We start from the raw sequence: 14,122 nt of genomic DNA, 5'->3' as shown, positions 1-14,122 counted from the left end.
TATCAAACATCGCCCTGAGGTTTTTATTGTTTTAATGGATGAACTGCAAAGCTACAGGTAATACATGAGAAAAGGTAGGGTTATCGAACTACAAAATTTCCTCTAACTGGGTTTGTTGCGGCTTGAATCCGAGGCGCTGGTAAAAGCGCAAGGCACCTTCGTTGTCATTCCAGACATTGAGGGTCAAGTTGTAGCAGTTTCGCTCCTTGGCGTAGGTTTTAGCAAAGGTATAGAATTGTTGGCCGATGCCCTGGCCTCGAGTGTTTTCGGCTACACAAAAGTCTTCAATATAGAGGGATTTAACAGGCTTTCTGGCGCTATTGCCGTAGTGTTTGATTTCTAAGAAGAGATGGCCTAGGACCTGTCCCTTGTCATCCTCGTAGACAAAGATAGGACGATCGGGTTGCGTCATGAGGTCAGCAAGTTCCTCATCGCTGAATTTACTACCAGTCGGGTGAAAGAGGTCAGGGCGTGCCTCGTGGTGAACCAAAAGTACCTGGGCTAAGAGGTCTTGAATGGCTGGGATATCAGATGGTTGAGCTAAGCGGATGGTCATGTTTTTCTCCTTACAGGCTATGCTTGCGACGGGCAAACTCGACGAATTTGAACTTGTCTAACTTGTGACGACTTTCCGTATACTGGAATTGTTGGGCATTGCCAAGAAAAACACGGGATTTAATCAAGACTAGGAAGTCGTCTTTAGTCTGCATCAATTTTTTATCTTCTGTACGTGTCGGCTCGACGGTAATTTCTTTTTGAGCGTAAGAAATGTCGAACTGGAGGTCGTCTTCGAGGTAGGCGTAGATAGACTGGCTAGCAATACCTTCGGTCAGCTCAGGAACCAACTCATAAGAGAGGTAGTCGGTATCAATAACGACGACTTTGCCATCAAGGGCTCTTGTACGGACAACTTTCCAAGCCTTGCTGTGATGGTCAAAGCCTGTTAAGAGGGCCAGATTGCTGTCAATCGTGACCAATTCAAGGGAGATGACAACTGTTTTGGACTTGAGGTCCTGGGTTTCGACCAATTCCTGATAAGAGGTAAGGCCAGATACGGGAAAATCAACCTGTTCGCGCTTGATGACGACGGATCCCCGACCCTGAACTTTTTGGATAAAGCCCATATCAGTCAAGAGGGAGAGGGCCTTTCGTACCGTATCACGACTAACCTGATAAATATCTTGTAAGTCCTGCTCGGTGGGGAGGAGCTGTTCGGCCTTGTAATAGCCTGTTAGTATTTTTTCTTTCAAATCATTGAAAACTTCTTGATATTTTTTCATAAATCTCTTTCATTGGTAGGTAATTAGTCATATAACCGTTTATATTATACCAAAAAATCAAAAATTTTAAATTTTTTAAGCGAAAAGGCTTGCATAATGAGTGGTAATCGGTTACAATAACCTTATAAAATTTGTACGAACAAATTTATAAAATAAGGAGGAGGATGATTCTGCAGAATCATCAAGCAAATCAAATGGGAAAATTTGAACAAGAAGCCAAAGACCTGCTCCAAGCGGTCGGTGGCAAAGACAATATCTCGGCTGTAACGCACTGTGCAACCCGCATGCGTTTTGTCCTGAACGATGACGGCAAGGCAGATGTTGCTGCTATTGAGCAAATCGGTGCCGTTAAAGGAACCTTTACCAACGCTGGTCAGTTCCAGGTCATCATTGGAAATGATGTGCCAATCTTTTATAACGACTTCACAGCCGTGTCAGGTGTAGAAGGTGTTTCTAAAGAGCAAGTTAAGGCAGCAGGTGCCAAAAAGCAAAACAAATTGCAACAGGCAGTGGCTTTCTTAGCGGAAATCTTTACACCTATTATCCCAGCTATTATCGTCGGGGGGTTAATCCTCGGTTTCCGTAACATCCTTGAGGGTGTTGGTTTTGAAGCCCTTGGACAACAGGTGGTTGATGGGGTCAAGGTATTTGATGCAGAAGGCAACCCAGTTTGGAATACGATTACGATGGTATCGACTTTCTGGAATGGGGTTAACCACTTCTTGTGGCTACCAGGGGAAGCGATTTTCCACTTCTTACCAGTAGGGATTACTTGGTCTGTGACCCGTAAATTGGGAACCACACAAATCTTGGGGATTATCTTGGGGATCACCTTGGTATCGCCTCAATTGCTCAATGCCTATGGGGCAGCGAGCGCTCTTGCGACGGGTGAAGTCCCACAGTGGGATTTTGGTTTCTTCCAAGTAAATATGATTGGTTACCAAGCGCAGGTCATTCCAGCCCTCTTAGCAGGTCTTGCCCTAGCTCATCTTGAAATCTTCTGGCGCAAACGTATTCCAGAAGTGGTTTCGATGATTTTTGTGCCCTTCTTGTCCTTGATTCCAGCCCTTATCTTAGCCCATACTGTCCTTGGTCCAATCGGTTGGACTATCGGTAAAGCCATCTCGACCGTTGTTTTGGCTGGTTTGACAGGCTCTTTCCGCTGGTTATTTGGTGCTATTTTTGGGACGCTTTATGCGCCACTTGTTATTACAGGCTTGCACCACATGTCTAATGCCATCGATACCCAGTTGATTGCCGATGCTGGTGGCACCATGCTTTGGCCGATGATTGCTCTTTCAAACATTGCCCAAGGTTCTGCAGTATTTGCCTACTACCTTAGTCATCGTAATGACGAGAAAGAAGCGCAAATTTCACTTCCAGCAGCCATCTCTGCCTATCTGGGTGTAACGGAACCAGCCCTCTTTGGGGTCAACCTTAAATACGTTTACCCATTTGTTGCGGGTATTATCGGTTCTGGTGTAGCAGGTCTCTTGTCAACAACCTTTGGTGTAACGGCTAATGCGATCGGTGTTGGTGGATTGCCAGGTTTCCTTGCCATCCAATCAAAATCCATGCTCATGTTCATCGTGTGTATGCTCGTTGCGATTGTGGTACCAATGGTCTTGACCTTCACCTTCAAAAAGACAGGATTGTTTAACAAAAAAGCTTAATAGGAATGGAGGAAGTTACGGCTTCCTTTCTTCCGTTTACTGATAGAGAAGAGGACTAGTATGGTGAATGAGAAGCACCGCAAGGTGGTTTATCAGATTTATCCAAAATCATTCAAGGATACAACAGGTGATGGGGTCGGAGATCTTCGTGGGATTATCGAGAAATTGCCTTATTTGGCGGACCTGGGTGTGGATATGGTCTGGCTGAATCCATTTTATCCCAGTCCGCAACGGGACAATGGCTATGATGTAGCGGATTACACAGCGATTGACCCGCGATTTGGGACCATGGCAGACTTTGAGGAAATGGTGGAAAAGGCGCGCGGTTACGGCATTGGCTTTATGCTGGATATGGTCTTGAACCATTGTTCGACCGAGCACGAGTGGTTCCAAAAGGCCTTGGCAGGAGACCCTTATTACCAAGACTTCTTTATCTTAAGAGATGAGCCGACGGATTGGGTGTCAAAGTTTGGGGGCAATGCCTGGTCGCCCTTTGGAGATACGGGAAAGTACTATCTGCATCTCTTTGATAAGACCCAAGCGGATCTCAACTGGCGCAATCCGCATGTGCGGGAAGCCCTGTTTGGTGTCGTGAATTTCTGGCGAGCTAAAGGCGTCGAGGGCTTCCGCTTTGACGTCATTAACCTGATCGGTAAGGACGAGAGTTTAGACAATTGCCCTATTCATGATGGCAAGCCTGCTTACACGGATCGTCCGATTAACCACGACTATATTCACGAAATGGTTGAGAAAAGCTATGGTCAAGATTCGGCTCTCATGACTGTTGGGGAAATGAGCTTTACCACCATTGAGCAGTGTCTGTTATATTCCAATCCTGATCGTCAGGAATTGGACATGGTTTTTAATTTTCACCATCTCAAGGTGGACTATGAAGAAGGTCAGAAATGGACGCTCAAGCCCTTTGATTTTGAAGAGCTCAAGCGCCTCTTCCATACCTGGGGAGAGGAGATGAGCAAGGGAAATGGCTGGAATGCTCTCTTTTGGAACAACCATGACCAACCCCGAGCCCTCAACCGTTTTGTGGATATTGAGCATTTCCGTGAGGAGGGCGCAACCATGCTGGCTGCCTCCATCCATCTTTCCCGTGGCACTCCTTATATCTACATGGGGGAAGAAATCGGCATGGTCGATCCGGATTATGACACGATGGACGACTACGTCGATGTGGAGAGTCTGAACAACTATCAGATTTTGCTTGATCAGGGCAAGGAGCCTGAAGATGCCTTTGCCATCATCAAAGCCAAATCCAGAGACAATGCACGGACCCCAATGCAGTGGGATAACTCAGAAAACGCTGGCTTCACCAAGGGGACCCCTTGGCTCAAGCCAGGAAAGTCCTACCCAAACATCAATGTCGCCAAGGACCAAGGAGGTGTCATCTACACCTTTTATAAGGACTTGATTAAACTGCGCAAGGACATGGCACTGATTGCTGAAGGTAGTTACAAGGCTAGCCATCAGAATCACCCGCAGGTTTATGCTTTTGAACGCCATTATGAAGGTCAGGCTCTCCTTGTTCTCAACAACTTCTACGGGCAGGCTACAGAAGTGGACCTTGGAGACTTCGCGACGGGTCGCGTTTTGATCTCTAACTACGAGATACCACATCTTGGACAGACCGTGATCTTACAACCCTATCAGACCTTGGCAGTTCTGAGAAGGCAGTAGAATTTCAAAAACGATTCATATACAATCAGATAAAAAGGATTGCTAGCTATTTTTTAGCTAACAATCCTTTTTTATTACCGTTTGGCCATGGAGACAAAGGTCACTTGATCGGGGCGGTAACTAATACTGCCATACTGGAAGGGCTGACCATCGTCCAGGTAGGTTGTGCTGCTGACCACCACAACCATATCATAGTCGCCAAGGTCCATGTATTGGCGCTCTTCATCATTGGCATGGCGGAAGGTAATTTCCCGTCTGGAGTGAGAGATTTTAAGATGGAGATGATTTTCCAGATGGTTATAGATAGAGGCTTCAACAATGTCTTGATTGAGATAGGGAACAACTCTACGATCAAAGTAAGATAGCTCGTACTCTAAGCGTTGCCCATCAATGCTACGAATCCGTGCCACTCGATAAAAATCCATCTCAGCGGTGACATCAAATGTTTCCATCAAATCCTCTTCACCCTGCACGATATAAAGAGCAACCAACTTGGTTTCAATGTCGTGAAGGGCTGAGCGGTTAAGTTCACTGACGGTCTTAATTTCAGATAGAAATTGCTTGTTAACCAGATGATGATTTAAAATGATGGAGTTGCGCCCTTGACGCTTCTCAATATACCCATCTATTGCCAGCATGGACAAGGCCTTGCGGATGGTATCTTTGGAATAGGAGTAGTACTCCATTAGTTCGTTTTCTGTGGGTAATTCTTGGTTTTCCTGCCAAATGTTTTCTTCGATTTTCTGTTTAATATCTTTATAGACATGCATATATTTACTCATAATGACTCACCTATTACTATCTCTTCTCTTTTAGTTTACCATAAACAGGAGGATAATCGTAGGGCTGATGACGATTTAAGAACAGAAATCATTTCTTTTACGTAACAATTTTAAGATATTACGTAAAACCTATTGACAATTGAAAACGGTTACGTTAAAATAAAGCATATCAAAAGATAAGGAGATAACCATGACAGCAAGAACGAGCGGCATTCTAATGCCTGTAACCTCTCTTCCTGGACAGTTCGGGATAGGGACCTTTGGGAAAGAAGCCTATGCCTTTGTGGATTTTTTAGTAGAAACTAAGCAGACTTACTGGCAAATCTTACCCCTAACAACAACCAGTTACGGTGATTCCCCTTATCAATCCTTTTCTGCTATAGCCGGCAATCCCAATCTGATTGACTTTGAGTTGCTTGAAGATGAAGGCTTATTAGCCGAAAATGACTATGTGGCACTCTCTTTTGGTGAGGATTCCACTAGCATAGATTATGCCTTGCTCTATCAGGTTCGTCGGCCACTCTTAGAAAAAGCGGTTAAGGCTTTTTTGCAAGATGAAAATGGGAAACAGGCCTTACTAGCCTTTGAAAAAAACAATGCGTCTTGGCTAGCAGATTATGCAGAGTTTATGGCTATCAAGGAGTTCTTTGGAAATCGTGCGTTACAAGAGTGGGAGGACGAAGCCGTTCTTTCCCGCAACGAGGAAACTTTGGCCAAATATCGTCAGGATCTCGCTCAGCAAATAGACTTCTTCAAAGTTTGTCAATATTTCTTTTTCACACAATGGCAGCGCTTAAAACAGTACGCTAACGACCGGCAGATAAAGATTATTGGGGACATGCCCATTTATGTCTCTGGAGATAGCGTAGAAGTTTGGACCAAACCCCAACTGTTCAAGCTGGATAAAAAGAGAAGGCCAACCTATGTCGCAGGGGTACCAGCTGATCAATTTAGTGCAGAAGGTCAACTTTGGGGAAATCCTTTATATGACTGGGAGGAGCACGCAAGGACGGGTTATAGCTGGTGGATTTATCGGATTCACGAAAGCTTTAAACTCTATGACGTTTTGCGGATTGACCACTTCAAAGGGTTTTCAGATTACTGGCAAATTGATGCCAGAGCAGAGGTGGCGACCGAAGGGACTTGGGAACCTGGTCCAGGCTATGCACTCTTTAAAGCCATTAAGGAAGCTTTAGGTGATTTGCCCATCGTCGCTGAGGATTTAGGCAATATTGATGCTAAAGCTCGCAAGCTTTTGAATGACTGTGGCTATCCGGGGATGAAGATTTTCCAAGATGGCCTTAAGGACCTAACAGGTAAAAGTGTTGATGCGCCACACCATGTGATTCCTGATTCAATTGTCTATATCGGAACCCATGACAACGCAGTGGTCAATGGCTGGTATGACCAACTGACGCCTGAGCAAAAAGATTATGTGGACGCCTATAGCCACCGCCAACCATCTGAGCCTATTTCACAGGCGATGTTGCGACTTTTATTTGCCTCTGTCAGCAAAACTGCCATCGCAACCATGCAAGATATTCTTGATTTAGGACCAGAGAGTCGGATAAACCTTCCTTCAACGGTCGGGGGCAACTGGCAATGGCGAATGAGGAAGGAAGACCTGACCGCAGAACGGAAAGCTTTTTTGGTAAAAATGGTCCAACTTTATCACCGTGAAAATGAAGCGATAGGACAGATGAGTCACCATTCTTAATACTCGAAGACTTATCCAAAGCTTGAAAAGGACAGAAAGGAGGCAACTTCGTGAAACTGTTAACGGTAAATGTCCACGCTTGGCTTGAAGAAAATCAAGATGAAAAGTTAGAGATTTTGGCTGAGACCATTGCAGAGAACCAATATGATGTCATCGCTCTTCAGGAGGTCAATCAAACCATCGATGCCCCTCAGGTAGCAAAAGGATTGAAAGCTGATAATTACGGCCTTGTTTTACTAGATAAAATACGGCGTTTAGGTATTGAGGGTTACTCCTACTTTTGGACTTATTCCCATATTGGTTATAGTACCTATGACGAGGGAATCGCGCTTCTGACAAAACTTCCTGTCTTCCAGGTTGACACCTTTTATTGTAGTCAACATCAGAAACCAGACTCTATCTTGTCTCGGAAAGTCATTGGTTTGACCCTTTACTATCAAGGCCAATTGGTAGACGTTTATTCCTGTCACATCAATTTGCCTGATGCCGATGGTGAAAGTCAAGTCGATAATGTTAAGGCTATTGTCCATCGAACGGCGTCCGACCACCTTAAATTAGTGATGGGAGATTTTAATGCGGATGCCCTTGATGAGCAGTCACATTATCAAGCGATTAAGGGTCTCGGCTTGATAGACAGTTATGACCTTGCCCTCCAAAAGGATAGAGGAATCACTGTTGCGAAAGCGATAGATGGCTGGCAGGGGCAGGCCCAAGAGAAACGCTTGGATTATATCTTTTTAACTGAGGAAAGGAGGGTCTTATCACATCAGGTTATCTTTAATGGCAAAAATCGTCCGCCTATTTCTGACCACTTTGGTGTGGCAGTAGAGATAGTAGTGTAAAGGGGCAGTCATAGTCCAGCGTATATAAAAGAAAAGGGAATTGATGCTTATCTACCAGCTCGTCAAATCAGCGGAGCTATATGATGGGTGGCAAGATAATCGTCTAACTTTGTGAGGGGAGAAAAAATGTCCTATCCCCATTTTAGAAGGAGGAAGCATGAAGAAATTATTGAGCTTTGAATTTTGGCAAAAATTCGGGAAATGTTTGATGGTCGTTATAGCAGTGATGCCTGCGGCCGGTTTAATGGTCAGTGTTGGGAATTCAATTCCCTTAATCAATCCTGACTCAGAACTGTTAATTCGTATTGGGAATATTATCGCCCAAATTGGTTGGGGGATAATCGGTAACCTTCACCTGCTCTTTGCCCTAGCCATCGGTGGTAGCTGGGCCAAGGAACGTGCTGGAGGGGCTTTTGCGGCCGGTTTGTCTTTTATCTTGATGAACCTTATCACTGGGCACTTTTTTGGTGTGACGACAGATATGCTATCAGACCCTGAAGCGACTGTAAAGACTGTTTTTGGCACCGTTATTCCTGTTTCCAACTATTTCATTAATATTTTAGGCCAACCAGCCCTTAATATGGGTGTGTTCATTGGGATTATTGCTGGTTTTGTAGGGGCAACAACCTACAACAAATACTACAATTACCGCAAATTACCAGATGTATTGACCTTCTTTAATGGGAAACGGTTCGTCCCATTTGTGGTTATTTTGCGGTCTGTTATAGTAGCCTTGATTTTGGCGATTTTCTGGCCACTGATTCAAACTGGCATTAACAACTTCGGCAAATGGATTGCGACCTCGCAAGACACAGCTCCAATATTAGCACCATTTGTCTATGGAACGCTCGAACGGTTGCTCTTACCATTTGGTTTGCATCACATGTTAACCATTCCGATGAACTACACTTCTCTAGGTGGAACATACGATATTTTGACCGGTTCACAGGCTGGTAGCCAAGTCTTTGGACAGGACCCTCTTTGGTTGGCTTGGGTAACTGATTTGATTAACATTAAGGATTCAGGAGACATGGGCCAGTACAATGATTTGTTAAGCTCTATCACTCCAGCTCGTTTTAAAGTTGGTCAAATGATTGGTTCAAGTGGTATTTTGATGGGCTTGACCTATGCGATGTACCGCAATGTTGACAAGGACAAGTTGAAAAAATACAAAGGAATGTTTCTTTCTTCGGCCCTTGCTGTATTCTTGACAGGTGTCACCGAACCAATAGAGTTTATGTTTATGTTTGCAGCCCTGCCACTTTATATTGTCTATGCCTTGGTTCAAGGAGCTGCCTTCGCCATGGCGGATATTGTGAACCTTCGGGTACATTCTTTCGGTAATATTGAATTTTTAACACGGACTCCGATGGCTATTAAAGCTGGGCTTGGGATGGATCTAATCAACTTCGTTTGGGTGTCAGCTCTTTTTGCGGTCATCATGTACATTATCGCAAGCTTTATGATTAAAAAATTCAATCTTGCAACAGCAGGTCGAAACGGTAATTACGATGCTGAATCAGCAGAGGAAGCTCCAACTGGAGAAGCCGGTGCTGCTGATCCTCAATCGCAGGTCGTTCAAATTATCAATCTTCTAGGGGGACGCGACAACATTTCAGATGTTGATGCTTGTATGACACGTTTGCGCGTGACGGTTAAGGATGTTGAGCAAGTACACCCTGAAGCAGATTGGAAAGCAGCTGGTGCTATGGGCTTAATCGTTAAAGACTCTGGGGTTCAAGCTGTCTATGGTCCAAAAGCAGACATTCTAAAATCTGATATTCAGGACCTTCTTGACTCAGGAGTTGCGATTCCAAAAACTGAAATGACTGCTAAAGAAGCAATGCCGTCATCAAGTTTTAAAGGTGTTGCGACAGATGTTTATGCTGTTGCAGACGGTCAAGCGATCTCACTGTCAGAAGTCGATGACCCTGTTTTCTCTCAAAAAATGATGGGGGATGGCTATGCGATTGAGCCAGCTAATGGAAATATCTATTCACCAGTATCAGGTGTCGTAACCAGTGTCTTCCCATCCAAACACGCTCTGGCTCTCTTAACAGATGAAGGTTTAGAGGTTCTTATCCACATTGGTATTGATACAGTGGCCCTAAATGGGGCTCCTTTCTCGGTCAAAGTTTCTGATGGCCAACGAGTAGCAGTTGGAGATTTACTGCTAGTGGCAGATTTTGAAGCGATTAAGGCTGCTGGTCGTGAGACAACGGTTATTGTTGTTTACACCAACACAGCTGAAATTCAAGATGTTATTCACCAAAATCTTGGACAAGTTAGCCCTAAAACGCTAATGACAACTGTTCATTTGTAACAGACAGTCTCTAAAAAAGTAAAAATTGCCTGCTATTTCTAGCAAGCAATTTTTTATATTCTATAGAGGCAAAGAAATAGTAACTTATTCTGTCTCACCCGTTGATAAGTCGTAAGCTTCTTGGACGTATTGATCATACTGACCAGAGTCGACGAGTTCTTTGACAACCTTGTTAACGGCTTCTAATAGCTTTTCGTTTCCTTTAGGAAGGGCAACTGCATATGCGTCTGTCTCAGAAGAATCTAGCTCCAATGTTGACAAGGTAATGCCAGCATTGTTGGCGATATACCCTTTAGCAATCGGTTCTTCTAAGATAACCGCATCAACTTTACCTGCTACCAATTCTGCAATCATGTTGCCGTTAGAAGTGAGAGAGACAATTTTAGCATCCGGTAATTGTTCTTTGGCAACCGCTTCTTGAACAGAGCCTTTTTGCACAGCGATGGATTTTCCAGCAAAGCTATCAACAGTTGTCAATTCACCAGCAGCCCCTTCTTGGACGATGACCACGTTTTTAGCAGTGTAGTAAGCGTCTGAGAAATCATAGACCTTAGCCCGTTCCGCTGTTGCAGAAATACCAGAAATCGCAATGTCGGCTTTACCGGATTGCAGGCTACCAAGAACGTTATCAAAACTCATTGGAGATAACTCCAAGTTCACACCAAGCTCATCAGCAATCGCTTGAGCCAACTCTACATCTGAACCAACAATGGTATTTTTTCCATCTACTAGTGTTTCGAATTCAAACGGTGCGAACTCAGGGTTCATGGCAACAACGATTTTGCCTTTTTCAGTAATCGTATCTGCTAAGTCCGTTTCAGATGATGTGGCTCCGCCACACGCTGCTAATGTTAGAGTAGTAGCTGCAGCGACAACTCCTAAAATCATTTTCTTGAATGTCATGTCCATTCCTCCTAAAAAATATTGTGTATAGATATGCATTATAAAGTTTAAATATACACTTGTCAAGTTATTTTTGAAAATTTATTCTAAATAATAATTGAAAAACTAAAAAATATAACATAAAACAGTTGACAAAAGCATAATTATTCACTAAAATACTGCATATAGCAATTTAATGCATAGCATTGTTTAGAATAAGGGAGAAATTTTTATGTCGAAAGAAACAGTTGTTTTAGCCTATTCAGGAGGATTGGACACATCAGTCGCGATTGCTTGGCTAAAAGAAAAATATAACGTCGTTGCCGTTTGTATGGACGTTGGTGAAGGAAAAGATTTAGAGTTTATCCATGATAAAGCCTTAGCTGTAGGAGCGGTGGAATCTCATGTCCTGGATGTTAAAGATGAGTTTGCAGAAGAGTATGTCCTTCCAGCGCTTCAAGCCCATGCCATGTATGAACAAAAATACCCACTAGTTTCGGCGTTAAGCCGTCCAATTATTGCCAAAAAGTTGGTTGAAGTGGCGCATAAGGTAGGAGCCACAACCATTGCTCATGGATGTACCGGTAAGGGGAATGATCAAGTGCGTTTCGAAGTCGCGATTGCGGCTATGGCGCCGGACCTGAAGGTAGTTGCACCAGTTCGTGAATGGAAATGGTCTCGTGAAGAAGAGATTGCTTATGCCAAAGAAAACAACGTGCCAGTACCGGCTAATTTAGATTCTCCGTATTCCGTAGACCAAAACCTATGGGGACGGGCCAATGAGTGTGGTGTTTTGGAAAATCCTTGGAATGAAGCTCCTGAAGACGCTTTTGGGATTACCAATTCTCCAGAAACCGCACCTGATCAACCAGAATATGTTGAGATTACCTTTGAAAAAGGTGTCCCTGTAGCCTTAGATGGGAAAGCCTACAAATTGGCTGATTTAATTCAGGAGCTGAATGTTCTAGCAGGTAAACACGGTGTGGGACGGATTGACCATGTTGAAAACCGCTTGGTTGGTATCAAATCGCGTGAAATTTACGAATGCCCAGGAGCGGTTACCCTTCTTGCTGCTCATAAAGAAATCGAAGATTTGACCTTGGTACGTGAATTGTCGCATTTCAAACCGATTGTTGAAAATGAGTTGTCTAACCTCATTTACAATGCGCTTTGGTTTAACCCAGCGACACAAGCATTGATTAGCTATATCAAACAGACCCAAGAAGTTGTGAATGGAACGGCTAAGGTAAAATTATACAAGGGCTCTGCTAAGGTTGTGGCTAGAAAGTCACCTAATTCACTCTATGACGAAAACTTAGCGACCTACACGAGCGCAGATACCTTTGATCAGGATGCTGCTGTTGGCTTTACCAAACTTTGGGGCTTACCGACAAAGGTTAACGCTGAGATCAATGGTAACCCGTTAACAAAATCATAATAAGAATACTGGCATAAACTAAGGAGAAACAATGACATCAAACCAAAAACTTTGGGGTGGGCGTTTTGAAGCGAGTCTGGAAGACTGGGTAGAAGAATTTGGAGCTTCTATTCGCTTTGATCAAAAACTAGCAAAATATGATATTCTCGGCTCAATCGCCCATGTGACCATGTTGGGGTCAACAGGCATTTTACCAGCAGATGAGGTCGACCAAATAAAGGGTGGTTTGAAGTCTCTGTTAGCAAAATACGACCAAGGACAGTTGGTCTTTGATGTTAGTAACGAAGACATCCACATGAACATCGAGTCCTTGCTAACAGCTGAAATCGGTCCGGTGGCAGGCAAGCTCCACACGGCTCGTTCCCGTAACGATCAGGTGGCGACAGACATGCACCTCTACCTTAAAGACAAGCTTTCAGAAGTGCTCGAAAAATTGGGGCGTCTTCAAGAAGTTCTGGTTTCGGTAGCCGAAGACCATGTTGAAACGATTATGCCGGGCTATACTCATCTTCAGCATGCCCAACCAATTTCCTTTGGTCACCATCTGATGGCTTATTACAGCATGTTTAAGCGCGATAGTGAACGGTTTGCATTTAACCAAAAGCATGCTGACCTATCTCCCTTAGGCGCAGCTGCCTTGGCTGGAACAACCTTTCCTATTGATCGTCAAGAAACCAGTGATTTAATGGGATTTGAAAGCCTCTATCGTAATTCGCTGGATGCGGTGAGTGATCGGGATTTCATCCTAGAGTTTCTAAGCAATGGCAGTTTGCTCATGATGCACATGTCTAGGCTCTGTGAAGAAATCATTTCCTGGTGTAGCCATGAATACCAGTTTGTGACTTTATCTGATACTTTTTCAACTGGATCTTCTATCATGCCTCAAAAGAAAAACCCTGACATGGCGGAGCTTATCAGAGGGAAGACGGGACGTGTCTATGGGAATCTCTTTGGTCTTTTGACCGTTATGAAATCCTTGCCACTTGCCTATAACAAGGACCTTCAAGAAGATAAAGAAGGAATGTTCGACACAGCTGAGACGATAACCGTTGCCATTGATATCCTTGCAGGCATGTTGTCTAGCATGACCGTTAATACGGAAAAAATGGCTAAGTCGACAGAACAAGACTTTTCAAATGCCACAGAACTAGCAGATTATCTGGCTGATAAAGGGCTACCGTTTAGACAGGCCCATGAAATAGTTGGTAAGTTAGTCCTAGAATGCAGTAAGGCAGGACATTTCTTGCAAGATGTTTCTTTGGAAGACTACCAAGCGATTTCGCCCTTGATTGAGAAGGATATCTATGATGTGCTAGCTAGCAAAACAGCTGTCCAACGCCGTCAATCGATCGGAGGGACAGGTTTTGACCAAGTCCGTTGGCAAATTTCTCTGGCGAAAGAGGATTTAGCGCAAGATGTTGAAAAAAAGTAAAAAAATAGAAGAAAAAGTCAAGAATTTGTAAGGAATCTTGGCTTTTTTGTAAAATGTGATATAA

Annotated in this window: 10 protein-coding genes and 1 pseudogene; 7 read left to right on the top strand and 4 right to left on the bottom strand. The window is 43.9% G+C overall.

All coding sequences use genetic code 11. From position 1 onward, the window contains the following. Nucleotides 1-88: 88 nt before the first annotated feature. Together ACVRYP_RS03300 and treR are read right to left on the bottom strand one after the other, a co-directional pair. Entirely contained in the window at nucleotides 89-556 is a 468-nt protein-coding gene (locus ACVRYP_RS03300) for a GNAT family N-acetyltransferase (RefSeq protein WP_447467351.1), read from the bottom strand. Between the two features lie 10 nt (nucleotides 557-566). Continuing rightward, nucleotides 567-1,280 (bottom strand): trehalose operon repressor, encoded by a 714-nt coding sequence (gene treR, locus ACVRYP_RS03295; protein WP_447467350.1) that lies wholly within the window; start codon nucleotides 1,278-1,280, stop codon nucleotides 567-569. Between the two features lie 194 nt (nucleotides 1,281-1,474). On the opposite strand from treR, the pseudogene treP reads away from it, so the two are divergent. Further along, nucleotides 1,475-2,944 (top strand): annotated as a pseudogene (gene treP, locus ACVRYP_RS03290) (PTS system trehalose-specific EIIBC component); the annotation flags it as partial. 69 nt (nucleotides 2,945-3,013) lie between these two features. Further along, a complete protein-coding gene (treC, locus tag ACVRYP_RS03285) occupies nucleotides 3,014-4,642 on the top strand; it encodes an alpha,alpha-phosphotrehalase (protein ID WP_447467349.1) in 1,629 nt (542 codons plus the stop codon). Between the two features lie 74 nt (nucleotides 4,643-4,716). Here treC and ACVRYP_RS03280 read toward each other — a convergent pair whose 3' ends face one another. Beyond that, nucleotides 4,717-5,424 carry a GntR family transcriptional regulator gene (locus ACVRYP_RS03280; protein ID WP_447467348.1) on the bottom strand — a complete coding sequence of 236 codons (708 nt, stop codon included), beginning with the start codon at nucleotides 5,422-5,424 and terminating at the stop codon, nucleotides 4,717-4,719. A 190-nt stretch (nucleotides 5,425-5,614) separates the two neighbouring features. Here ACVRYP_RS03280 and malQ point away from each other — a divergent pair, with 190 nt between their 5' ends. The 3 genes from malQ (at nucleotide 5,615) to ACVRYP_RS03265 (ending at nucleotide 10,306) form a co-directional block, all read left to right on the top strand. Continuing rightward, nucleotides 5,615-7,141 carry a 4-alpha-glucanotransferase gene (malQ, locus tag ACVRYP_RS03275; RefSeq protein WP_447467347.1) on the top strand — a complete coding sequence of 509 codons (1,527 nt, stop codon included), beginning with the start codon at nucleotides 5,615-5,617 and terminating at the stop codon, nucleotides 7,139-7,141. A 50-nt stretch (nucleotides 7,142-7,191) separates the two neighbouring features. Next, entirely contained in the window at nucleotides 7,192-7,983 is a 792-nt protein-coding gene (locus ACVRYP_RS03270; RefSeq protein ID WP_447467346.1) for an endonuclease/exonuclease/phosphatase family protein, read from the top strand. A gap of 157 nt (nucleotides 7,984-8,140) precedes the next feature. Further along, nucleotides 8,141-10,306, top strand: coding sequence for a PTS transporter subunit IIBC (locus ACVRYP_RS03265; protein WP_447467345.1), 2,166 nt, complete (start codon nucleotides 8,141-8,143; stop codon nucleotides 10,304-10,306). Nucleotides 10,307-10,390: 84 nt separating this feature from the next. Here ACVRYP_RS03265 and ACVRYP_RS03260 read toward each other — a convergent pair whose 3' ends face one another. Further along, the gene (locus ACVRYP_RS03260; protein ID WP_447467344.1) at nucleotides 10,391-11,209 is read right to left on the bottom strand and encodes a transporter substrate-binding domain-containing protein; all 819 of its coding nucleotides are present in this window, start codon (nucleotides 11,207-11,209) and stop codon (nucleotides 10,391-10,393) included. Between the two features lie 211 nt (nucleotides 11,210-11,420). On the opposite strand from ACVRYP_RS03260, the gene ACVRYP_RS03255 reads away from it, so the two are divergent. Both ACVRYP_RS03255 and argH read left to right on the top strand, forming a co-directional pair. Then, the gene (locus tag ACVRYP_RS03255) at nucleotides 11,421-12,626 is read left to right on the top strand and encodes an argininosuccinate synthase (RefSeq protein WP_447467343.1); all 1,206 of its coding nucleotides are present in this window, start codon (nucleotides 11,421-11,423) and stop codon (nucleotides 12,624-12,626) included. Between the two features lie 31 nt (nucleotides 12,627-12,657). Continuing rightward, nucleotides 12,658-14,058 carry an argininosuccinate lyase gene (gene argH, locus ACVRYP_RS03250; RefSeq protein ID WP_447467342.1) on the top strand — a complete coding sequence of 467 codons (1,401 nt, stop codon included), beginning with the start codon at nucleotides 12,658-12,660 and terminating at the stop codon, nucleotides 14,056-14,058. Nucleotides 14,059-14,122 lie beyond the last annotated feature (64 nt).

The organism is Streptococcus rifensis, assembly GCF_053203525.1.
The sequence above is the reverse complement of the archived record's forward strand: the minus strand, read 5'-3'. Positions and strand labels throughout refer to the sequence as shown.